20 protein-coding genes are annotated in these 21,237 nt (G+C 47.5%); 7 read left to right on the top strand and 13 right to left on the bottom strand.

From position 1 onward, the window contains the following. Positions 1–89: 89 nt before the first annotated feature. The 3 genes from mog to ACYVGR_RS11670 form a co-directional block, all read right to left on the bottom strand. On the bottom strand, positions 90–614 hold the full coding sequence (gene mog / locus ACYVGR_RS11680; protein ID WP_460956694.1) for a molybdopterin adenylyltransferase: 525 nt from the start codon (positions 612–614) through the stop codon (positions 90–92). A 69-nt stretch (positions 615–683) separates the two neighbouring features. Beyond that, positions 684–2,504, bottom strand: coding sequence for a glycosyltransferase (locus tag ACYVGR_RS11675; protein WP_460956692.1), 1,821 nt, complete (start codon positions 2,502–2,504; stop codon positions 684–686). A 93-nt stretch (positions 2,505–2,597) separates the two neighbouring features. Continuing rightward, complete coding sequence (locus ACYVGR_RS11670; protein ID WP_460956690.1) at positions 2,598–3,605, bottom strand: isoaspartyl peptidase/L-asparaginase family protein; 1,008 nt, start codon at positions 3,603–3,605, stop codon at positions 2,598–2,600. 80 nt (positions 3,606–3,685) lie between these two features. On the opposite strand from ACYVGR_RS11670, the gene purU reads away from it, so the two are divergent. Further along, a complete protein-coding gene (gene purU / locus ACYVGR_RS11665) occupies positions 3,686–4,540 on the top strand; it encodes a formyltetrahydrofolate deformylase (RefSeq protein ID WP_460956688.1) in 855 nt (284 codons plus the stop codon). Positions 4,541–4,652: 112 nt separating this feature from the next. Here the strand turns inward: purU and ACYVGR_RS11660 are convergent, their stop codons facing one another. After that, the gene (locus tag ACYVGR_RS11660) at positions 4,653–5,378 is read right to left on the bottom strand and encodes a copper homeostasis protein CutC (protein ID WP_460956686.1); all 726 of its coding nucleotides are present in this window, start codon (positions 5,376–5,378) and stop codon (positions 4,653–4,655) included. Positions 5,379–5,622: 244 nt separating this feature from the next. On the opposite strand from ACYVGR_RS11660, the gene ACYVGR_RS11655 reads away from it, so the two are divergent. Continuing rightward, entirely contained in the window at positions 5,623–5,844 is a 222-nt protein-coding gene (locus ACYVGR_RS11655) for a DUF2795 domain-containing protein (RefSeq protein ID WP_009284883.1), read from the top strand. Between the two features lie 178 nt (positions 5,845–6,022). Here the strand turns inward: ACYVGR_RS11655 and ACYVGR_RS11650 are convergent, their stop codons facing one another. Next, on the bottom strand, positions 6,023–6,487 hold the full coding sequence (locus ACYVGR_RS11650; protein WP_460956684.1) for a sterol desaturase family protein: 465 nt from the start codon (positions 6,485–6,487) through the stop codon (positions 6,023–6,025). Positions 6,488–6,649: 162 nt separating this feature from the next. Here ACYVGR_RS11650 and ACYVGR_RS11645 point away from each other — a divergent pair, with 162 nt between their 5' ends. Both ACYVGR_RS11645 and ACYVGR_RS11640 read left to right on the top strand, forming a co-directional pair. Next, complete coding sequence (locus ACYVGR_RS11645) at positions 6,650–7,318, top strand: AlbA family DNA-binding domain-containing protein (RefSeq protein WP_460956682.1); 669 nt, start codon at positions 6,650–6,652, stop codon at positions 7,316–7,318. A 68-nt stretch (positions 7,319–7,386) separates the two neighbouring features. After that, positions 7,387–9,447, top strand: coding sequence for an OPT family oligopeptide transporter (locus ACYVGR_RS11640; RefSeq protein WP_460956680.1), 2,061 nt, complete (start codon positions 7,387–7,389; stop codon positions 9,445–9,447). A gap of 25 nt (positions 9,448–9,472) precedes the next feature. On the opposite strand, the gene ACYVGR_RS11635 is transcribed toward ACYVGR_RS11640, so the two are convergent. The 4 genes from ACYVGR_RS11635 to ACYVGR_RS11620 all read right to left on the bottom strand — a co-directional run bounded on the left by ACYVGR_RS11635 (position 9,473) and on the right by ACYVGR_RS11620 (position 12,392). Then, a complete protein-coding gene (locus tag ACYVGR_RS11635; protein ID WP_460956702.1) occupies positions 9,473–10,537 on the bottom strand; it encodes a DmpA family aminopeptidase in 1,065 nt (354 codons plus the stop codon). Between the two features lie 134 nt (positions 10,538–10,671). After that, complete coding sequence (locus ACYVGR_RS11630) at positions 10,672–11,166, bottom strand: hypothetical protein (protein ID WP_460956678.1); 495 nt, start codon at positions 11,164–11,166, stop codon at positions 10,672–10,674. A gap of 5 nt (positions 11,167–11,171) precedes the next feature. Further along, complete coding sequence (locus tag ACYVGR_RS11625) at positions 11,172–11,474, bottom strand: chaperone modulator CbpM (protein WP_460956676.1); 303 nt, start codon at positions 11,472–11,474, stop codon at positions 11,172–11,174. A gap of 12 nt (positions 11,475–11,486) precedes the next feature. Further along, positions 11,487–12,392: a DnaJ C-terminal domain-containing protein gene (locus ACYVGR_RS11620; RefSeq protein WP_460956674.1), complete on the bottom strand. Its 906-nt coding sequence runs from the start codon at positions 12,390–12,392 to the stop codon at positions 11,487–11,489. 158 nt (positions 12,393–12,550) lie between these two features. Between ACYVGR_RS11620 and ACYVGR_RS11615 the strand changes: the two genes are divergently transcribed. Next, a complete protein-coding gene (locus ACYVGR_RS11615; RefSeq protein ID WP_460956672.1) occupies positions 12,551–13,054 on the top strand; it encodes a DUF6265 family protein in 504 nt (167 codons plus the stop codon). 243 nt (positions 13,055–13,297) lie between these two features. Here the strand turns inward: ACYVGR_RS11615 and ACYVGR_RS11610 are convergent, their stop codons facing one another. Then, the gene (locus tag ACYVGR_RS11610) at positions 13,298–16,582 is read right to left on the bottom strand and encodes a S41 family peptidase (RefSeq protein ID WP_460956670.1); all 3,285 of its coding nucleotides are present in this window, start codon (positions 16,580–16,582) and stop codon (positions 13,298–13,300) included. 102 nt (positions 16,583–16,684) lie between these two features. Between ACYVGR_RS11610 and ACYVGR_RS11605 the strand changes: the two genes are divergently transcribed. Then, positions 16,685–17,185 (top strand): VOC family protein, encoded by a 501-nt coding sequence (locus tag ACYVGR_RS11605; RefSeq protein WP_460956668.1) that lies wholly within the window; start codon positions 16,685–16,687, stop codon positions 17,183–17,185. A gap of 183 nt (positions 17,186–17,368) precedes the next feature. Here the strand turns inward: ACYVGR_RS11605 and ACYVGR_RS11600 are convergent, their stop codons facing one another. The 3 genes from ACYVGR_RS11600 to ACYVGR_RS11590 form a co-directional block, all read right to left on the bottom strand. Next, entirely contained in the window at positions 17,369–18,208 is an 840-nt protein-coding gene (locus tag ACYVGR_RS11600; protein ID WP_460956666.1) for a 3-keto-disaccharide hydrolase, read from the bottom strand. Between the two features lie 76 nt (positions 18,209–18,284). Beyond that, on the bottom strand, positions 18,285–18,881 hold the full coding sequence (locus tag ACYVGR_RS11595; RefSeq protein ID WP_460956664.1) for a 3-keto-disaccharide hydrolase: 597 nt from the start codon (positions 18,879–18,881) through the stop codon (positions 18,285–18,287). 18 nt (positions 18,882–18,899) lie between these two features. Continuing rightward, positions 18,900–20,027: a lactonase family protein gene (locus tag ACYVGR_RS11590; RefSeq protein WP_460956662.1), complete on the bottom strand. Its 1,128-nt coding sequence runs from the start codon at positions 20,025–20,027 to the stop codon at positions 18,900–18,902. A gap of 274 nt (positions 20,028–20,301) precedes the next feature. Here ACYVGR_RS11590 and ACYVGR_RS11585 point away from each other — a divergent pair, with 274 nt between their 5' ends. Further along, entirely contained in the window at positions 20,302–21,186 is an 885-nt protein-coding gene (locus ACYVGR_RS11585) for an OmpA/MotB family protein (protein WP_460956660.1), read from the top strand. Positions 21,187–21,237 lie beyond the last annotated feature (51 nt).

The raw sequence follows: 21,237 nt of genomic DNA, 5'->3' as shown, positions 1-21,237 counted from the left end.
GCATTCTCGGTCATTTTCCTGCGAAAAATCAATCGAAAACGGAAAGTTTAAACAGCTTCAACTTGAAACATTGAACCTGAAACAAAAAATTAACTTTTTGGCCTAAAGACCTTCATTTTTTCGACATCCGTGGTTAGAAAAGGGCCACCAATCAGATCGATACAATAAGGAATAGCTGGGAAAACAACTGACAGGCATTGACCGATAGCCGTAGGTTTTCCCGGCAAATTCAAGATTAATGTCTGATTCCGAATGCCAGCTGTTTGGCGCGATAAAATAGCCGTGGGGACATACTTCAAACTTTCCTGTCGCATAAGCTCCCCAAAACCGGGCATCATTTTCTGGCAAACAGCTTCGGTAGCTTCAGGAGTTACGTCGCGCAGTGCCGGTCCAGTACCTCCCGTTGTTACAACTAAACAGCAGCCTTCTGCATCGGCCAGCTCAATCATCGTAGCTTCCAGTTGATCCTGCTCATCGGGAATAACCCGATAAACAGGTTCCCAGGAACAGGTGAGCCATTCGGTCAGCAGACTAACAACGGCCTTTCCCGGAATATCTTCATAAACGCCCGCACTCGCCCGATCCGAAACGTTAATAATACCAATTTTAATCATGTATGATATAGGATGTATGATGTAGTTATTGAACAGGCATACGTCCTATATCATACATCATACATCAGCTTAAGGTTTCTTCCGCTTCAAGGCTAAATCATGTGCGGTGTCGTAATAAGAACGAAGGCTGCTCCAGTCAAATACATCGGCAATGCTTTCAACCCGGTTGCGCTGTTTGATCCGGTCGCGCTGAGCCATTCTAACGAATCGGTAAAGGACATCGGCGAGTTGGTCGGCAGCTTCATTGAACGATTGTGTTCGGCGATTGATCACGTAAATGCCCCGGTTTTCGTAATCGCGCATGATTTGCATGATGAAATCGCCAAAACCCGATTGATCACTGGTGACAGTCGGAATGCCCCGAACAACGCACTCCAAGGGTGTATAGCCCCAAGGCTCGTAATAACTGGGGAATACGCCGAGGTGACAACCACGGACAAACTGGCTATAATCTAAGCCAAACAATGGATTCGTAGAGGCAATGAAATCGGGGTGGTAAACGATTTTGACCCGGTCGTATTCGTTGTTGACTAAGTTCGCTTGTTTGATAAATCGCGTCATATCATCTTCCTGCACCAGATTGTGCGTTACAAAAGGAGGAAGGTGTTTTGTTTTCCAACTTTGAACAGTACGACGCAATCGAAGCCGCCAATACTCATCGACAAAATTGTTCAAGTCGGGCAACGACGTACTTTGCGTATTCGAAGCCGCTGCCTGAAACAAACGCTCTCCGACTTGTTTTTCAATGCTTTCGCACGTTTCCTGAATTTCGTCGAGTAACGCACGCGAGTGAAGAACGTCGGGATTGATGGACGTGTAGGGTTGTTTCGTTACCATGAACATCACAACCGTGGTATCCATGTTGGCCTCGCGCATCCGATAGTTCAGTCGGGCAAGGGCTTCGAGTGTTAGATCATACCCTTTGTTCGTAAACTCGAAACGACCTGAAGTAAAGAAATACAGTGTTTTTTCCAGGTCAAATGAATAGCTCTGGAAAAAATGACCCATGATAAATTCATGGATCTTTTGCTTGTAGCGAACGTGCAGATTCTGGAATTCGTGAACAGCCGCAAACCGTGTCACGTTCAAGCCATTTGGCAAAACGAGATCTGGATTTCGACCCAGGAAAACCTCGCATTCGCGGGCAGTTACATCGCTAACAGTAGTGAAAACGTGTGATTGAAGAGCCGCCAGCCGCTCAATAGTGGCTTGTGTTTCAATGCCGTAGTGCTGAGCTTCCCGTTTCCAGTCGAAAAATGGAAGCTTGCCATAAAAACCCGGCTCGTTTTGGGCCAGATAACGGCCAAGCATTGTAGCGTGGGTTGTAAAAACCGTGGCTACTTTAACATTATCACGGCGCAGATCGGGCAGGCCGGTACTGGCCATCCATTCGTGGAAATGAGCAACAAAATCAACACGTCGGGCGTGATCTTCGGCCAGCAACGTGATGAAAATTCTGACCATCTCGCCAAATATGATTGTCTGATTAACCAGATCTTCAATGTTGAGAGTGGATAATTGATGGTTTAGCCAGAGCTGCGTTTTGATTTGATTAAGCTGGTCAATATTGATGCTATTCAGGTCGAACAATACAACCCGAGGGCGTCCTGTAACCAACCAATAACCATATTCAACATTATACCCTAATTGCCGCATTTTACGAACCGTTTGGCCAATTTCGGTCTCGTCGGGTTCAGTGATGGGCTCAAATTCGGCGGCAGATCGTTGGGGGAAATACGGCCCCAGGGCCACATAGTTATCATCCCACTTTTCGACCATCGCTGGCACTTTCGACCGAATAACCGTATAAATTCCACCTACCTGATTACACACCTCCCAGGCGATTTCGAGTAGGAGCTTCCGCTTCGATGTTGAAAATACCGATTCCAATGTAGTTCGTGATTTTAAATAGTTGTTTAGTCGCGTAATCAGCCGCTTTTTAGACGGCAATTAAGTACTATAAACAATAAAAGAAAAACTTGTTTATTTCAAATATGACTTTGCGTCGGTTACTTCCATCTTATTTTGTTGTGATAATGTGTAATTGAAACCGGGCTGAATACTATAAGCGCCATATTCGCCCTTTTTGTTTAAAGCTAGAAAGCCAACCTGTATATCTTTATAATCTTGCTTTTTGATAATTCGCATAGCGGCTTCTTCGCAAGCCTGCTGCGGTGTATGGCCCTGGCGCATTAATTCGACAACCAGAAAAGCGCCACAGGTACGCATAACGAGTTCGCCGAGGCCCGTAGCACAGGCGCCACCAATCTCATTATCAACAAACAAACCAGCGCCAATAATCGGTGAATCGCCAACGCGCCCACGCATTTTGTAGGCAAGTCCGCTGGTAGTACAGGCCCCCGAAATGTCACCTTTGCTATCCATGGCGAGCATCCCAATCGTATCATGCCGTTCGATGTTGGCAATGGGTTTGTATTTGGCTGTTTTTAGCCACTCACGCCATTCTTTTTCTGCTTTTGGGGTAAGCAGATTCTCCTTCTTGAAACCTTGCGATAAGGCAAATGTTAGCGCTCCTTCGCCACTGAGCATAACATGGGGTGTTTTTTCCATAACAGCCCGAGCAACCGAAATAGGGTGCATAATGTGCTCCAGAAAGGTTACAGAGCCTGCATTGCCTTTCTCGTCCATGATGCAGGCATCAAGCGTTACATGACCGTCTCGGTCAGGACGCCCTCCGTACCCCACACTCATATCCTCCGGATCGGCCTCAGGGATTCGGACCCCTGCTTCAACGGCATCTAAGGCCCGGCCATTGCGGTCCAGTACGGCCTGAGCGGCCGCATTCGCTTTGGGCTGTTTCCAGGTTGAAATAACAACGGGGCCACTAAGTAAAGGCTTTAGGTTTTCAGAAGTAGCTGTTTGGTTGTCTATCGTATCAGAAGTAGTAACTGTTTTGGCTGCGCCAAATGACAGTGAAGGAAGTAGCCCGGCCAGCGAGCTGAGCGTTAAAAAACGGCGTCTATTTACCATAAGTAGGCAGGTTATGACCCAAAATAAAGGAATAAACGGCTGGCATTTGCTACTTTTAGCCAATTTATTCAAAACCACGCATGGCGGTTACAGACAAACATATATTACTCATGGATGGCCCCGATAGTAAGGGCCTTATTTATCACGTAACAGGTGTACTATTCAGGCATAATCTGAACATTATCCACAATGATGAATACGTGAGTCCGTCAGGGCGTTTTTTCATGCGTACGGAGTTTGAAGGCACCTTTGATAATGCCGCTCTACTGCACGAATTGCAGACTACGTTGCCTGATTCAACCAGTCAATCTGAGATTACATTTCGCCTAAACCCAAAGCGCAAAAAGAATATTGTGGTGATGGTTACCAAAGAGCATCACTGTTTGGGTGAGTTACTGATTCGGTACGCATTTGATGAACTAGACGCTGACATTTTAGCTGTTGTGAGCAATTACAACCTGTTACAACCTTTGGTGAGCAAGTTTGGAATTCCGTTTCACTATGTTTCGCATGAGGGCAAAACTCGCGAAGAACATGAAGAGGCCATTCTGCGAACGATGGCAATTTATGAACCTGAATACGTGGTGTTAGCCAAATACATGCGCGTACTCACGGCTAACTTTGTGAATCATTTCCCAAACCGGATTGTCAACATCCACCACTCATTTTTACCCGCTTTTATTGGTGCGAACCCTTACCGACAGGCGTATGAGCGAGGGGTGAAAATTATTGGTGCTACGGCTCATTTTGTGAATAATGACTTAGACGAAGGGCCAATTATAGCGCAGAATGTAAAAGAAGTCGATCATCGTCACTCGGCCGCCGACATGGCTACGGAAGGCAAAGACGTAGAAAAAATCGTATTGTCGCAAGCCTTGAAACTGGTTTTCAACGATCGGGTCTTTATTTCGGGTAATCGGGCGATTGTACTGTAGCGTGGTGGTGCGGCATCCCGACATCCTATCCGCATAGCAGAAAAACTTTTGCGTAGTTATATTGGCTATGCGGACAGGATGTCGGAATGCCGCACCACCGCGCTACGAAACGTTACAGCTGTTCAACAACCGCTCGTATTTTCGCTTCATTGGCTTCTATGTATTCGTACTCATTCGGGAGAGTTGACGCCATCGATACTGCCGGTTGGCGGAAAATCATGCCACTATCTTCTTTCTGGCCACCGCTTAAATGGAGTGCATGCACACCGGCTTCTATCAGTTGTTGGGCGTTTTCAGCGTTTACACCAGCTCCAGCCATAATCTCGATTCGTCCGGCGGCTTTTTCGGCTAATTCCTGAAGTACTGATAAACCAAGGTCGACGTTCTGATGCTGGCCAGAAGTCAGAATCCGTACAGCGCCCGTACGGATAACGGCCTCTAAAGCTTCGATTGGGTCGCGGGTCATATCGAATGCCCGATGAAAGGTAACAGGCAAGGGCTTTGCTAACTCGACTAATTCTTTCGTCTGGTGTTCATTTACGCGACCGTCGGCTTCTAAAATGCCAAGTACTATACCATCAGCTCCTAAGGTTTTGGCTAGCTGGATATCAGTTTTCATGACTGCCAATTCAGTCTCGGAGTACAAAAAATCACCGCCCCGGGGGCGAATCATTACATAGAATGGAATGCTGATGTGTTGACGAACCTGTTGAATTAGTCCGGCGCTGGGCGTTGTACCGCCTTCGGCAAAGCCACCACAAAGTTCAATCCGTCCGGCACCGGCTTGTTGGGCTGTTAAACAGGAATCAAGCGAAAAGGCACATACTTCAGTAATCATAACTGGTAATAGAGGTGGTTCGTAAAATAAATAAGATGGGATGCGAAATAAATAGAATCACCATTTACTAGTTTGTCTTTTAAATTTATTTACTTCGGCAAAAACAAATGCTGTTGCTGCTCGTTAATCGCCTAAAACCCGGCATAATAGCGATTACGAACATTTTTGCTTAAAATAGCTTGGATATTACCGATTTTTTTACTTTTGCACCCTCATTGAAAATAGACATCAAAATACGAACACTATGTACTGGACTCTTGAATTAGCATCCTACCTAGAAGATGCCCCCTGGCCTGCCACTAAAGACGAATTGATTGACTATTCAATTCGCTCAGGCGCTCCTCTTGAAGTAGTAGAAAACTTACAAGAACTCGAAGATGATGGTCAGCCATACGAAAGTATCGAAGAGATTTGGCCAGATTATCCAACCAAAGATGACTTCTTCTTCAACGAAGACGAATATTGAGTCGTTCAGGTTTTTTTACATAAAAAAGGCGTAACCCAACACAACTGGATTACGCCTTTTTTATGTAGCGCGGTGGTGCGGCATTCCGACATCCTGTCCGCATCGCCAAAATAACTACGCAAAAAATTTTCTGCTCTGCGGACAGGATGGCGGAATGCCGCACCACCGCGCTACCAGGCTACGCTACCTTTTTGCTTTTTACGGGTCGATCGTATTTTTTCGGAGCATACAGGAAGCCAAATGCTTCGGCCCCTTCCTTCGTATGTACTTTGTGGTGAATGTAGTGCGCCCGCATAATGCGTTGCATGTAACGCCCACTGGTGTCCACTTTCACTTTTACCCGGCGATGAACGATAATGTCGTGGAAGACAAAATAAAAGAAGCCGTAGAGGGTAACCCCTGCGCCAATCCACGCTAAAAATCCCCATTCTGGAATTTCTACACCAATCAGAATTAAGCCAATAGCTGTTAGGCTGAACACAACGGCAAATAAGTCGTTGATCTCAAAGAAACCATTGTGATGATTATGATGATCGCGGTGCCAACTCCACAAAAAGCCGTGCATGACATACTTGTGCGTAAACCAGGCAACCCCTTCCATAAAGCCGAAAGTCCCTAAAACCAGCGCAACGTTTACCAGCATTTTTACGTTTTCTATAAAGTAAAGTGTACTTTAGTAACGGTTAAAGACGTCGAAAAGTTGACGACGCTAAACCGAGTTTTTAACAAAAGATAGAGATACAAGCTTTGCACTTGCATGTTTGCAGAAAAGCCGTATCTTTAGCACAAGTCAGTGTTCAACCAGATGAACCCATCGGTTATGGACTATCAAGCACTCAAAAACCTGGTCAAACGGGGAGAGGGTAGCAGTTTAGAGTTCAAGCTGAAAACAAACCATCCCGAGAAAATCATCCGGGGCGTGGTAGCCTTCGCTAATACAAATGGCGGAATCATGCTCATCGGCGTCGGCGACGACAAAAAGATTGTGGGATTGAAATATGCCGATGAGGACGAATACCTGCTCGTCCGGGCTATTAACAAATTCTGTTTTCCGCGAATTTCCTACACGATCGAACGAGTACAGCTTTACGATGAGCGCGAAGTTCTCGTGATTCGGGTGCCTCGTAGCCCTACTCGACCACACTACATTATCCCGGACCCAGCCGAACCCGAAAATAAGAAAGCTTATGTGCGCGTGGCCGACAAATCGGTGCAGGCCAGCCGCGAAGTGCGGGAAATTTTGAAGGGCGAACAGGCCGAACGCGACATTCGGTTCAGCTATGGCGAGAAAGAGCATAAGCTTATGCAGCATCTTGGCGAACACGACAGCATTACGGTCGATCTGTTTGCCAATATAGCCGGGATTTCGCGTCGGATTGCCTCTCGAACGCTGGTACTGCTGGTCCTGGCCAATGTGCTGGAGATTCATCCAAGTGATGTAATGGATCAATATACTACACGGGTGTTGCAGTAGAATTGGGTATATGTTGGGAAAGTCTTACTTTGTGATGCTCGTAATAGTGCATCGCAAAATCAACGACTATGTCTCAACCCTTAGCCAATCATAAACCGTTTGTACCTGCTACAGAATCGCCCGCAGAGTTTACCCTTAAAGCGATCATTACCGGAGCTGTATTTGGTGTGTTGTTTGGAGCCGCCACGGTTTATTTATCGCTCAAAGCCGGTTTATCTGTATCGGCTTCCATACCTATTGCGGTACTGGCTATTTCGTTGGGTCGTCGCTTTCTGAATACGACCATCCTCGAAAACAACATCATTCAAACAACGGGTTCGGCAGGCGAAAGCATTGCATCCGGTGTGGTATTTACCATGCCGGGTTTTCTTTTCCTGACGAATGGTAGTGGCGCTGACTTCTTCAACTACTGGACAATCCTGACGCTGGCTATCTTGGGCGGTCTCATCGGTACACTGATGATGATTCCGTTGCGTCGATCGTTGATTGTACAGGAACATGGTACATTGCCCTATCCCGAAGGTACAGCCTGTGCGTCGGTGTTAATTGCGGGCGAGAAAGGTGGCGATTTTGCCAAAACAGCTTACCAGGGTCTAGGGGCAGCTTTGCTTTATGCCTTTCTCCAAAAGGTACTTCACGTTATTGCCGAAGTACCCGTCTGGGCTACAAAACAGGCGAATCGATATTTTCCATCGGCGCAGGTTGCGGGAGAAATTACACCAGAGTATTTGGGCGTAGGCTATATCATTGGTTTCCGAATCTCAGCGGTTTTAGTTGGTGGTGGCATATTAGCCTGGTTGGGCCTGATTCCGCTGTTGGCATCGCTGGTACCGGGCGATACAATTGCTCTACAACTTCAAAAATTGGGTTATTTAACTAATCTGCAAACCGCGGGTGGACCCGGCGGCTGGAATCCAACCACGCATACGTTTACCGATACAGCCGCAGCGGTTTATCGGGCCTATATTCGGCAGATTGGCGCGGGAGCGGTTACGGCGGGTGGTTTTATGACGCTGATCAAAACGATTCCAACGATTGTCTCTTCGTTTAAACAAAGTTTCAACCGTTCGTCGCTTAGTGCCATTGAGAAAGAAGATGAGCTAAGCGCTAGTAACCGGACACCCCGTACGGAACAGGATTTAAGCGTTCGAATTGTGGTTATTGGCAGTATTGTACTGACGGCCTTGATGGTTGTGCTTCCCCAAATTCCCGGCGATTCGATTATAACTAAATTGTTGATCGCTATACTGGTTATTGTCTTCGGGTTCTTTTTTGTGACGGTTGCCAGCCGAATTGTAGGCCTGATCGGTTCCAGCTCTTCGCCCGTATCGGGGATGACCATTGCTACCATTATGGGAACGTCACTGGTGTTCATTGGCTTTGGTTTAACAGGGAAAGTATATGAACCCGCCGTACTCGTTGTAGGTAGCATGATTTGTGTGGCCGCAGCGAATGCAGGTGGAACATCACAGGATCTTAAAACCGGTTATCTGGTTGGCGCGACGCCAAAATATCAGCAAATGGCGTTGTTTATTGGCGTTATTGTGTCGTCGCTGGTAGTTGGAGCTACCGTGAAAATTCTGGATACACCCACCCCCGATTTACTGGCGCAGGGCATCACGCATGCCATCGGCTCCGATAAATTTCCGGCCCCTCAGGGAACGCTCATGGCCACGCTTATTAAAGGGTTGCTATCCTTCAACCTCGACTGGCAGTTTGTACTAGTGGGGGCGTTCATCGCCTTTGTGTTTGAGCTGGTTGGCGTGAGTGCGCTGGCGTTTGCCGTGGGGCTTTACCTTCCTTTATCTACAACTTTGCCCATTTTTGCCGGTGGACTGGTAAAAGCCATTGTTGACTGGAATGCCAAACGTAAAGGGATTGTAGAAGAAGATGCTGATCTGGGCAAAGGCAATCTCTTTGCAACTGGTTTAGTAGCCGGTGGCGCACTGGCTGGCGTTATGGTGGCTTTGTTGTCGGTTAATGAATCGATTTATAACGGATTGGCATCATTAACGCTGGAGCCTGCGTTGGCGGGAGCATTAGGTGAAGGTGGTTATGAGTTATTGGGCGCCCTTGCCTTTGCCGGATTGGCAACTCTACTCTGGCGCGTAGCGGAAAGCAGGCATTGAGTAGCCAGCGTTTAAAGGTGGGCTTTTACTTCACCTGCCCCGCTTTTTTCAATAAGTCAACTACCTTGTCTACAGGGAGTTGTTCTACTTTATGCCCCTGATCTCCACTAAGCGTTTGGGCGGCAAAGAGCGAATTAATGATCGCTTCTTCGGTCGCTTCGATAGCGGCCAGAAAGAGTGGTGATGCGTTGTCATTGCGAAGTACCTTCATTTCGTCGAACGAGCTGTTGGTGTCGTGCGGGATTTGATAAGCGGTCGATACAGCGATGACATAATCGCCACTGCCGTTCGATGCAATGCCGCCGGTACGGGCCAGTCCCATAAACGCCCGTTTGGCCAGCCGCTTCAGATTGCGGGCGTCTAAAGGAGCGTCGGTGAAGACGACCATCATACAAGAACCATCCAGATTCTCTTTGAAGGAATATTTGCCTAAAGCAACACCAACTGGGACTCCGGCAATTTGTAAGACACCACCAAAATTTGTTTGCACTAATGCCCCAACCGTATAACCACCCAGCGACGCGGGTAACTTGCGGGAGGATGTACCAATCCCTCCCTTGAATCCGAAGCAGACAGTACCGGTACCCGCCCCAACGTTACCTTCTTCGACGGGGCCGGTACTGGCCTGTTTTAAGGCATCCAGCACATGTTGTTTGGTGATGTGCCGCCCACGAATGTCGTTTAAAAAACCGTCGTTGGTTTCCCCTACGACCGAATTGACCGAGCGTACCTGTTCGTTGCCAGGTTGAGTTAGTGTATAATCGATGAGAGCGTCGGAGGCAGTGGGAACACTCAGGGTATTGGTCAGCACAATAGGAGTTTCGAGGGTGCCGAGTTCTTCTACCTGACTATAGCCCGTTAACTTGCCAAAGCCATTGCCAATGTAAATAGCCGCCGGGCTTTTTTGCTGAAACTGATTGCCCGGATGAGGTAAAATTGCCGTGACGCCCGTGCGTATATTCTGGCCTTGTTTAAGCGTCACCTGCCCGACCCGAACGCCCGGTACATCGGTAATGGCGTTATGCGTTCCGGTTGGCAATACACCGAATTGGATGCCGTATTCGCGAGGACGTTTAGGCGTTTGAGCCATTGTAAAGCCAGTGGTAATGAGGATAAGCGTTGTTGAGAAGAGAGGGTAACGAGAAACAAAGGCCATTCGACAGATTGGTTTACTGACCGCTCAAGTTACTGGATTATGCCGTCTTATCGGTACGAATACCAACTTTATTGGCAATCAGCTTTCATTAAAACATACTCGTATCCTTGCTCTGGATTCTTCAGTACCCATTTGCCGTTCTTCTCAATACGCTCACCTTCACGCCAGGTTACTGCATCACCTTTCATCGTGAAGACAACGTCGTAAGGCTGGGTAACGCCTTCGCCCGACCGTTGCCAAACGGCCTGAATCTGATTGTTGGTTAATCTACCTTCTACGGAACCACGTGCCCGATCTTTTTCAAAAGGAAGTACACTCAATTCGCCCGTTACCGTCGAGTCTTTGATTACTAAATGTAGGATCGTGGAGTCGCGCCCAACCACTTGCCGAAAACAGAGTGTATCGGGCAGCACGGTAGTTGATTCTAAGCCATTTGCTGTTGAATCAGTTGATGGTTCGTTTTTTGTAGAGCGCTGGCCACAACCGGATAGGAAAATCAAGAAAGTAAACGACACAAGTAAGCGCCGATAGTCGATAAAATCATACTTGACCTTATAACTCATAAAAGTCAGTGTTCTAAAGATTCGTAGAAAACCAGTCGATTTTTTAGTCGGGCAAGTTGTTGTTGTAAATCCTCAACCCGATCCAGCAGATCACTAACCACATCTAAGTCTTCGGTATGAATGGCCAGCTCCTGGTGCAAGCGAACGAATTTCTCCAGGCGACCTACTTGCTCTGGCTGGACGTAGGTAGTTTGTTCAACAAGGGTTGTCTCGATCAATCCATTGTCGGCAAGCGTTTCAACGAACGTGATCTCAACATGGTGATGTACGCAAAAGTCACGAACAGATATCAGGTGGGTGGTTTGCATAAGCTTAAGGGGTTATAGGGTTGATAATTGGCGAAATAGCTCTTTTTGCTCGTCGGTCAGATTAGTAGGAAGCTTTACCTGCCAGGTAATATATAAATCACCGAATGCGCCTTCCTGCTTATAAATGGGGAAGCCTTTGCCCTTCAATCGAACTTTAGTGCCTGCCTGCGTTTCCGGCTTCACGGTTAGTTTGACTTTTCCGTCCATAGTTTCCACAATGCGTTCTCCGCCGAGGATGGCCGTATAGAGGTCTATCTCCTCATCCACGTATAGATCGTTGCCTTTACGTTTATATCGACTATCATCTGCAATAACAAAGGTGATGTACAAATCGCCATTAGGGCCTCCATTGACCCCTGGCGAGCCATAACCCGATAGTTTAATTTTTTGCCCATTTTCAACGCCCGCCTGAACCGTAATTCGAATGTTCTTTCCATCAACGGTTAGGGTTTGTTTATGCGTTGTGTAGGCATCGCGTAGGCTAAGATGTAGTTCGGCCTGGTAATCCTGCCCTTTAAATTTCGCCTGACGTCGGCCTCCACTGGCTCCCGCATCCTGACCAAACATGGATGAGAAGAAATCGGAGAAGTCGGCCCCGCCAAAACCCCCTGAGAAGTCATAATCTCCGGCGTCACTTTGGGCATATTGTCGTCTGGATTGTTGCTGCTGGCGTGCCTGCTCGAACTGCTCGGCATGTTGCCAGTCTTTGCCATACTGATCGTATTTTTTGCGTTTTTCGGGATCGCTCAATACTTCGTTGGCTTCGTTAATCTGTTGAAATTTCTTGTTGGCCTCCGCGTCGTTCGGGTTTAGGTCGGGATGATGTTTCCGAGCCAGTTTTCGGTAGGCTTTCTTGATATCGTCGTCCGACGCCGTTTTCGGTACGCCCAGAACGCTGTAATAATCGATAAAATCCATATGGGGTGGGAGTGTTTTTAGTAATTAATACACCTACTAAACACGGAAGCTATAGGGATAGTTGTAAAAATAATCGAAGACAAGTTGCCGCGATAGTTGATCTTTATCAGTCCATATTCCTGTAATTTGCAACGCTTATATACTAATCCTAAATCTTTATGCGAATTACCCGTTTACTCTCCATTGCCCTGTTTAGTCTCCTGGTCAGTACAAATCTTCAGGCCCAATCGTCCAAAACTGGCTCGCTTGCTGATGTCGCTTTTATGGAAGGACGTTGGTTAGGAACATTCAATGGCGGGCCCATTGAAGCAGCCTGGATTGCCCCCGTTGGCGATAACCTGACCGGCTTTATGCGTATGATGCGCGATAACAAAGTAACCATGTACGAAATGCTGATTTTTGAGCAAACCGAACAGGGGCCAATAGTGCTGGTGAAACACTTCAAACCGGGTCTGATTGGACAGGAAGAAAAAGATAAATCGGACCGCTATCGGTTTATCGACGCCGGAAAAGACAAAGCGACCTTCGAAAAAGAAGACGGCTCAATTCGGATCATCTACGAAAAGCGATCCGCCAATCAACTGGTTATCCAACGTGGCCAATTGAAAGACGGCAAATGGGCATTTACGGACCTTTTTGTCTTTGATCGCGTCGGCAAATAAATGGGCGTTCTATTTCGTGGGGCTTCGGGCATAGATTGGCCCGTTAGGGCCTAAATAGTGTAGCGTCGGTAGAAAAATTTAATTTCAGAAGAAAACAATGTGCCGTTAGGTACATAACGATTGTGTACCTAACGGCATACCTAGCTATTCGAATGAGAGCTTTTCCTACCGACGCTACGCTGTGAAGGCCCTATGGGCCAAAACAAATGCAACCTATTTTGAACTCTTGCCATCCTAAAATACTCACTTGCCCGTGCTGAGCTTAGAGGCTTTCACTTCGTTCAGTTCTTTCAACAGTTCGGCTACAGCCTTATCTAGTTGAACATTTTTATCTGTATAGCTCTCGCCAATAGGACGTGCTACTGGAATGTCGACCGGACGGGGAGCTAGCTCCATATTTTTGCCCGTATTGTCGGTAATTTTGATGAAGGGCAACCGCAGGTTCGAGCCGTCGATAAGTTGAGCGGCTGAGGTGTAAATAATCCAACCGCCAGTGGGCTCACCAACAACTTTACCCAGTTTGAGCGCCCGGTAACCTTCCGTAAAATCTTCGGCATCTGACAACGAATGCTGATTCGTGACCAGAATGGTAGGCCTTTCTAGCGCCCGTTGACCCAATTGCGTCCGTGCCGGAGCCGATGGAAGTCCGCGTGGCGTCATGGTCATATAGCCTTTGCGGGTGAATACATCCAACGCATAGGCATTGACGAAGCCACCATTATTGTTCCGAACATCGACCACAACACCTTCGCGAGCGTGGTTGTCGGCGTCCAGATCAATATTCAGTTGCGCGAGCGACTCTGCCGACATATCGAACAAATGCACATAGCCTAACCGCCCGTCGCTGGCTTTATTCACATACTCACGTTGTTGTTGCACCCATTGTTTATAGAGCAACCCTTTTTCCGTCGCCAGATTTACCGGGCGTACAACAACTTCTCGTGGTGGAGCAGTAGGCGACGTGCCAATCATCAAGGAAATCCGGTGATTGATCTGATTTTCCAGTAATTGGTCGAGGTTGGTGGTTGCGTTGATTTTGGTATCATCGACACCCAACAGGTAGTCGCCTACTTTAATGTTTCCGGCTATATCTGCCGGGCTTAGCGCTACGATTTCGGTGATGCGCAGTCGGCCCGAGTTTTCGTATTCGGCCCGGTCGAAACGAAGACCAATGCGGCCCGTCGTTGTTTGGGCAGAGCCAGGGGGAGCTGAAATACCGGAATGGGAGGCATTCAGTTCGCCCAGCATCAGGCTAATAAGCCGACGCAGCTCATCGGGCGTACGGGCACCCGCGGCCAGCGGTTCGTATTCAGACCGAATAGCTTTCCAGTCGGCCCCGTGAAAGGTAGAATCATAGAATCCTTTGCTCTGAATATCCCACGCCTGACGGAAAACCTGTAGTTTCTCTTCGCTGAAATCGACATCCATTTCGGCCGAAACACTCAAAGGCCGGGGTTCTCGTCGGTCCAGCGCAATGGATTGAATGCGACCCTGCTCCAGATAGAAAACCTCTTTGCCATCTGCCGAAAACTGGGCATTGCTCTTGTTACCGGGGGTTGACGTTAATTGCCGGGCTACACTTTGTTCACGCCCTAATTCGTCCAGCGAATAGGTGTATAAATTCTGCTGACCAGCCGCAGTAGCAGTTAACAACAACGTTTTGCCATCCTTGCTAATTGATTGCGCATCGACATCGACGCCCACAGGCAACAAACTAAGTCGTTGCCGAATGTCGTCGAAAACAATTTTCGTTGCACCACCTTTTCCTGATTTATCCGTTGTATCCACACGCGCCGTTGTATCCCGAGCCGCAGTTTTTGAGGCCGAAGGTGGTGTAGTTGGTTTCAGGGTTTTGGGTATTTCCTCGTTAAACAAATCCCGGAATTGATCTTCCCGAAATTTGGGCGAACGGGGTACCAGATCGATTCGGGCAATTTGAGCCGTTTCGGTACGCTGGGTTGTGCTGAACAGAATATATTTTCCATCGGGGCTCCAGCTCAGATTTCCCCCAAACGTATTGGCCAGGAAACTAATGGGCTTACTTTCTCCACCGGCTGCCGGAACGACTGAAATATTTCGAAACGTTTTGGCCCCAAACGATGCAAACGCAATCCATTTTCCATCGGGCGACCAGACAACTGAACCCGAAGAAGCAAAGGGCGGACGTCCCAGGAAACCCTTTTTAAGAAGACGCTCTTTTTTCGTGGCTAAATCCAGAACACGCAATTCCTGACCATTCCGAATAAACGCTAATGACTTTCCATCGGGCGAGAATACAGGTGAGCTATCATCGGTATTCTCGTTTGTCAGGCGCGTTTCATCACGTGTGGCAAAGTCGTAACGGTATAAATGAGCCGCACCATCACGACTGGATAGGTAGACTAGTCCTCGGCTGTTAGGCGTCCAAACGGGTTGCGACTCATTGGCTGCCGTATGGCTAATTCGGGTTGCGTCGCCACCATCTTTGGCCGAGGCCGCAAATACTTCCCCGTGTATGGTAAAAGCTACTTTCTTGCCATCGGGCGATAGGGCCAACTCCCGAAATTGACTCGATTGCTTTAGATGCTCAACGGCAGGGCTAGCGGCAACACCGCGGAGTTTAATGGCAATGGGAGTAGCCTGACGACTGGCGATGTCGTATTTCCAAAGACCAAAATCCCGTTCGAACACAATTGTCTTTCCGTCGTACCCAATCGATGGCCAAACTACCCGACCTGCTGTAAACGTAGTCAGCATGGTTGGCTTTCCCGAAAGGTCCTTTGCCCACAGGTTTTGGACTTTGTTACGGTCCGATATATAATAAAGTGTTTTCCCGTCCTGACTCCACATCGGCCACAGCTCTTTTGCTCCGCTTTCCGTGACTTGTTCATAGGCAGTATCGTTTTTTTTCGCGTCCAGATGGTAGAGCCAGATTTCGGCTTCGTCGAGGTGACTGCGGCCTTTGCGCCACCACTGATTCGAGGCAATGCCCCGTGCTGAAAAAGCCAGCGTTTTGCCGTCAGGAGAAGGGGCGCCGTAGAATTCGTTGGCATAGCGATCCGCCGTAACAGGCAGTGGAGTGCCACCAGTAATGGCTACCCGGTAGATGTCGTTCATACCGGAAATATCCCGGCTAGTCGATTGAAAATAGACTAGTTTACTATCGCGAGACCAACCATTCAGCACCTCGCTACCGTCGTCGTAGGTCAACCGTTTGATTGTGCCGGTTTCCAGTGTGAGCAGATAAATGTCGCCGTTGCCCGTGCGCGAGGAAGCAAAGGCCAGGTACTTGCCATCGGGCGAATAGAGCGGCCGTGATTCGTTATCAGGATGCGAGACGAGTAAACGGGCTTCTCCACCGCCAGTCGGTACAGTCCAGATATCGCCACCCGATACAAAGGCCACTTCGGCTCCATCGGGCGAAAGGCTGGGTTCAGCGAAAGCAAATTTGGGAGCTGGGGTAGCTGTTGTGGTTTGGCCTAACGAAGGCAGGGAAATAGCTGCTAACAGCAAACAATGAAGTAGTATACGTTTTGACGAAGCGTGCATTGGGGGAAGAGGATTTATTTTCAGATTATTCACGTTTTCGTTAAAATCCGTGCGGCAGACAATGCTGATGACTAACGCAAACGCCCTCTAAATTTAGACATTATGCCCGATTCTCCCTATACCATTCCCGACCAAACCCGCATTGGGCACGTTCATTTGAAAGTTGCCGATCTCGATCGGGCGCTGGCGTTTTACCGAGATCTCCTCGGATTTACACTGGTAACCATGTACGGCAAAGAAGCGGCCTTTATTTCGGCAGGAGGGTATCATCATCACATCGGGCTGAATACTTGGTACAGTAAAGATGCCCCGCCTGCTCCTAAACGATCGGCCGGGCTTTTTCACACGGCTATTCTGTATCCCACTCGTCGAGATTTGGCGGTGGCGTTACAACGGCTTGTTGATGCAAAGTATCCCATTACGGGGGCGTCGGATCATGGTGTTTCTGAAGCCATTTACCTGAATGACCCTGATCAGAATGGAGTTGAATTATACTGGGATCGCCCTCGTGAGCAATGGCCTCTTAAACCAGATGGTTCTATTGAGATGTATACCAAACCATTGGATTTGGAGGGGTTGTTGGGAGAGCTAAGGTTAGGTTGATTATTTCGGGCCCATTAGGGCCTCCACAGCGCAGCGTCGGTAGGAAATTCGATTGGCTAGGTGTGCCGTTAGGTACACTACGGTTGTGTGCCTGACGGCACATTGCCTGCTCATAATCCATTTTTACTACCGACGCTGTGCTGTGGAGGCCCTAACGGGCCACTTAAATTAAACCTAGTCATTTTAACGGAGTAGCTCCGCGGGTAACTGCTTAATATTCTGTACCTGGATGTTTCGATAAAATACCTCGGCTCCTTCTGATTGCAATTGAATTTTACCTTTGGTCAGTGGGACTACTTGCCCATTGACCAGATGACGAGTATGGGTCAGCACCAGATTGACCTTGCCATTCATGACGTGCAAGCAGGTATCGCCGAAACAATACAGTTCCAATACATTCCATTGGCCAGATGGTTTTTCGTTGTCCGGGTTTTTAAGACAGGATCGACCAACTGGTGTTTTGTCCTGAAAGGTGATGGGGCTGGCACCAGGCTCATATACATAGCCTTTATCCGTTTTGCGGGCTGATATATCGGTTAGAACGTTCATCACCCCCCAATAATCGCCACAATCGCCTTCCTGTACCTGTAGCTCGAACGATTCCATCCAAAGCATGGGCGTTCCGTGCGGGCCAACGCTATGATAAAGGAGACCACTATCGCGGGGCTTGTCAAGCTTAGGTGGCCACTTTTGTGTTCCCCACTTAAACTCCATTCTGAGGTGATAATTCTCGAAATCCGCTAAGGTATTAATTCCGCCAAAGGTTTCGCCCGAAATCCGTAAGGCAGGTTTACCATCGACATTGACCACCGAAAAAACATGGTTAGGGTCGTTGTTTAAGCCAATTGGCGATGTTTTATCGGCCTGATTATCTTTCGTATAAGGCTTGTCAAGGTAGGTTTCCCAACCAGTTAGATTTTTACCATTGAAAAGGGATTGCCATTTACCATTCTGGGCAGATTGCGCCTGAAGTGAACTGAGGGAAACCAGACAAAGGCAGATCGGTAAGAAAAAGAATTTCATGAGGAGAGAGGATTTAGGGGCAAAAGGCTTTTAAACTAAAAATGCCATAACTGTTGAGCTATGGCATTTTTAGTGTTTACAATTCCTGCAATTTCATATTCCGCCAGCGGACTTTAATACCACCGCCATCATGGATTTGTAAGGCGATGGAGCCTTCACCTTTCCCAATTTTTTCGTCGGTTAAATCAACCAGCTGTGTGCCATTCAGGAATGTTTGTACGTGGTCGCCTTCCACCCGGATACGAAGCTTATTCCACTCGCCGGGTTTCAGAATGTTTTCCTTTTCGTCGGGAATTTGAACCAGCCAGTTGCGGCCATACGATTCATAAATGCCACCTGTATCATGGTTGGGGGGCGCTACTTCTACCTGCCAGCCACTCACTTTGGTTCCTTCTACTGTTGACCGGAAAAAGACACCACTGTTGCCATTGGCTTCCTGTTTGAATTCCAGCGTCAGGTCAAAGTTTTTGTAGAATTTTTCGGTGGCTAAGTAACCGTACTTTTTATCGGGACCACTTTCGCAAACGAGTTCGCCATTTTCGACGTACCATTTTTCAGTGCCGTAAATTTTCCAGCCGGTTAAGTCTTTACCATTAAAGAGCTTAATGGTTTTAGTTGGAGCGGCCATGATAAATAGCGTGAGAACCAGGCCGAGAGAAAGTAATTTAGTCATAAAGGGTAGTGATACGTTTTAGTTAGATTTTGCCATAAGTACGCAAACAGGAGCTGGTACGCTTACCGATTGTCCGGTATAGGTTAGTTTCCCCGTTTTCTGATCGCGTTTAAATATGGTAATATTATCGGAATCCTGATGGGCAACAAATACAAATTCGCCTTTCGGATCAATCAGGAAATTGCGGGGTGTTTTCCCTTCCGTTGGCTGATCGCCCACTTTGGTCAGTTTGCCATCGGCACCAATGGCAAAAATAGCGAGTGAATTGTAGCCTCGGTTTGATTGGTACAAGAACTTTCCAGCTGGATCAATATGGATGTCGGCGCTGGTATTCGAGCCAGTGAAATCGCTCGGTAACGTTTTAACATTATCCTCCAGCATTGTTAGCGCCCCCGTTTTAGGATTGCGGGAAAATACGGCTACCGATGACGTCAGCTCTTCAACTAAATAGGCATATTTCCCGTTGGGGTGAAACGTGAAATGGCGTGGCCCTGAACCCGGTTTTACGGTTACATAGGGCATAGATGCTGGTTTTACTTTGCTGGCTTTAACGTCAACATCAAAGATATTAAGCTTGTCGGTGGTAAGGTCGGCTACGTACACAAAGCGGTTATCGGGGGCCAGGGTTGCCGAGTGCACGTGGGCTTTGTCCTGACGCTGGGTATTGGGGCCGGTTCCTGTATCCTGAACGCTATCGGTTGCTTCCCCTAATGTACCGTCGGCTTTGATAGGCAATACCGCTAAACTGCCTCCGCCATAATTGGAAACAAAGGCTGTTTTACCCGTCTGGTCAACACTAACATGGCAAGGGCCGGAACCAAGCGAAGATTGGCCATTCATATAGGTTAATTTACCCGTTGCCCGATCAACCGCATAAGAACTTACCCCTCCCTCAGTTTTAGCCGCTCCTTCATTAACTGAGTAGAGATACTTACCCGAGGGATGAATAGCCAGAAAGGATGGGCTTTTTGCATTGGATACCGATTGTAGTGGCTGCATCGTACCGGTTTTGCGATCAAACTCAAATACATAGATGCCTTCGCTACCTCGGAGAGAATAGGTGCCGACATACATAATTTCTTTACCTGACTGAGCCTGTGCGACCAGACTTGTGCCAAGTAAAACAGTGGTTAATAGTTTATTCATAAAAATAATGATGAGTCAAATTAATAAGTGAGAAGCCGCTTTAAACTACCGATATCATTTCGTTCATTCGATAGAATCCGCGATTTTATTAAGATCTAAGCAATTTCTAATGGAATTCTAAGCAAATAATGCAGTCATAATTGCTCTACATAAAAAATGTAGTTGAAACGAATAAGCAGAAACTAGTACTTTTGTAAAACGATTCAGTACATTCTGAGTATATATTGTTCATAACCTAACTTTTCGTTACCCGTTACTATTCTTCTCTATCAGTATGAAACGAGTTTTGATTATTGTTGCCGCTGTAACTATGTTAGCTTCTTGTAATAGTAAGAAGCGACTAGCTGAAATTAAATCCCTACAAGACGCTCGCGATAAAGCTGTTGCTTCGCTGAACGATTGTGACCAACGCACGGCTGATCTGAAATCACAATTAGCAGCCAAAGACACCGACCTGCAAGGCAAAGACAAACAAGTAGGCGATCTGCAAGCACAAATCGATTATCTGAAAAAGACAAACACGAACCTGCTTGATCGTATGTCTGATCTGTCGATTGTAAGTAAGGCTGGTGCTGAGAGTATCAAAAAATCGCTCGAAACGCTGAACGAGCAAACGAAATACACCAACAACCTCAACTCATCCATCCAACGGAAAGATTCGATGAATCTGGCGTTAGTGATGAGCCTGAAACGGTCACTGGATGATATCAACGACCAGGACGTACAGGTAGAAGTGAAAAAAGGTGTCGTTTACGTTTCTCTGTCGGATAAGCTCCTGTTCAAATCGGGTAGCTACGAAGTTCTGCCAGCTGCTGAAACCGTATTAGGTAAAGTCGCTAAGGTTGTAAACGATCACAAAGAGCTTGACATTCTGGTTGAAGGCCACACGGATGTTGTCCCCATTTCGACATCGGCTATCAAAGACAACTGGGATTTGAGCGCCCTGCGGGCTACGTCGGTTGTTCGGACGCTTCAAAAGAAATTTGCTGTGGCTCCTGAGCGCATGACTGCTGGTGGTCGTTCAGAATTCGCACCGAAGGATGACAACACAACCGATGCGGGTCGTCAACAAAACCGTCGGACAGAAATCATCATTACGCCAAAGCTTGATCAGTTCTTCAATCTGCTGTCGAGTGGCCAAGTTGGTGGTAGCAAATAAGCTCACCTGCATTGCATAAAAAATGCCCCGCTTTGTTCAAGCGGGGCATTT

It is taken from the genome of Spirosoma litoris (assembly GCF_054776755.1).
Note: the sequence above shows the minus strand (reverse complement) of the source record. Positions and strands in the feature narration are given on the sequence as shown.

Bases quoted from the DNA above. Each gene is read 5' to 3' on its own strand.
- ACYVGR_RS11630 (WP_460956678.1), bottom strand. From the start codon at position 11,166: ATGAGTTATAAGGTCAAGTATGATTTTATCGACTATCGGCGCTTACTT.
- ACYVGR_RS11650 (WP_460956684.1), bottom strand. From the start codon at position 6,487: ATGCTGGTAAACGTTGCGCTGGTTTTAGGGACTTTCGGCTTTATGGAA.
- ACYVGR_RS11625 (WP_460956676.1), bottom strand. From the start codon at position 11,474: ATGCAAACCACCCACCTGATATCTGTTCGTGACTTTTGCGTACATCAC.
- ACYVGR_RS11585 (WP_460956660.1), top strand. From the start codon at position 20,302: ATGAAACGAGTTTTGATTATTGTTGCCGCTGTAACTATGTTAGCTTCT.
- ACYVGR_RS11595 (WP_460956664.1), bottom strand. From the start codon at position 18,881: ATGACTAAATTACTTTCTCTCGGCCTGGTTCTCACGCTATTTATCATG.
- ACYVGR_RS11645 (WP_460956682.1), top strand. From the start codon at position 6,650: ATGAACCCATCGGTTATGGACTATCAAGCACTCAAAAACCTGGTCAAA.
- ACYVGR_RS11640 (WP_460956680.1), top strand. From the start codon at position 7,387: ATGTCTCAACCCTTAGCCAATCATAAACCGTTTGTACCTGCTACAGAA.
- ACYVGR_RS11660 (WP_460956686.1), bottom strand. From the start codon at position 5,378: ATGATTACTGAAGTATGTGCCTTTTCGCTTGATTCCTGTTTAACAGCC.
- ACYVGR_RS11615 (WP_460956672.1), top strand. From the start codon at position 12,551: ATGCGAATTACCCGTTTACTCTCCATTGCCCTGTTTAGTCTCCTGGTC.
- purU (WP_460956688.1), top strand. From the start codon at position 3,686: ATGGCGGTTACAGACAAACATATATTACTCATGGATGGCCCCGATAGT.
- ACYVGR_RS11635 (WP_460956702.1), bottom strand. From the start codon at position 10,537: ATGGCTCAAACGCCTAAACGTCCTCGCGAATACGGCATCCAATTCGGT.
- ACYVGR_RS11670 (WP_460956690.1), bottom strand. From the start codon at position 3,605: ATGGTAAATAGACGCCGTTTTTTAACGCTCAGCTCGCTGGCCGGGCTA.
- ACYVGR_RS11590 (WP_460956662.1), bottom strand. From the start codon at position 20,027: ATGAATAAACTATTAACCACTGTTTTACTTGGCACAAGTCTGGTCGCA.
- ACYVGR_RS11620 (WP_460956674.1), bottom strand. From the start codon at position 12,392: ATGGATTTTATCGATTATTACAGCGTTCTGGGCGTACCGAAAACGGCG.
- ACYVGR_RS11610 (WP_460956670.1), bottom strand. From the start codon at position 16,582: ATGCACGCTTCGTCAAAACGTATACTACTTCATTGTTTGCTGTTAGCA.
- mog (WP_460956694.1), bottom strand. From the start codon at position 614: ATGATTAAAATTGGTATTATTAACGTTTCGGATCGGGCGAGTGCGGGC.
- ACYVGR_RS11600 (WP_460956666.1), bottom strand. From the start codon at position 18,208: ATGAAATTCTTTTTCTTACCGATCTGCCTTTGTCTGGTTTCCCTCAGT.
- ACYVGR_RS11605 (WP_460956668.1), top strand. From the start codon at position 16,685: ATGCCCGATTCTCCCTATACCATTCCCGACCAAACCCGCATTGGGCAC.
- ACYVGR_RS11655 (WP_009284883.1), top strand. From the start codon at position 5,623: ATGTACTGGACTCTTGAATTAGCATCCTACCTAGAAGATGCCCCCTGG.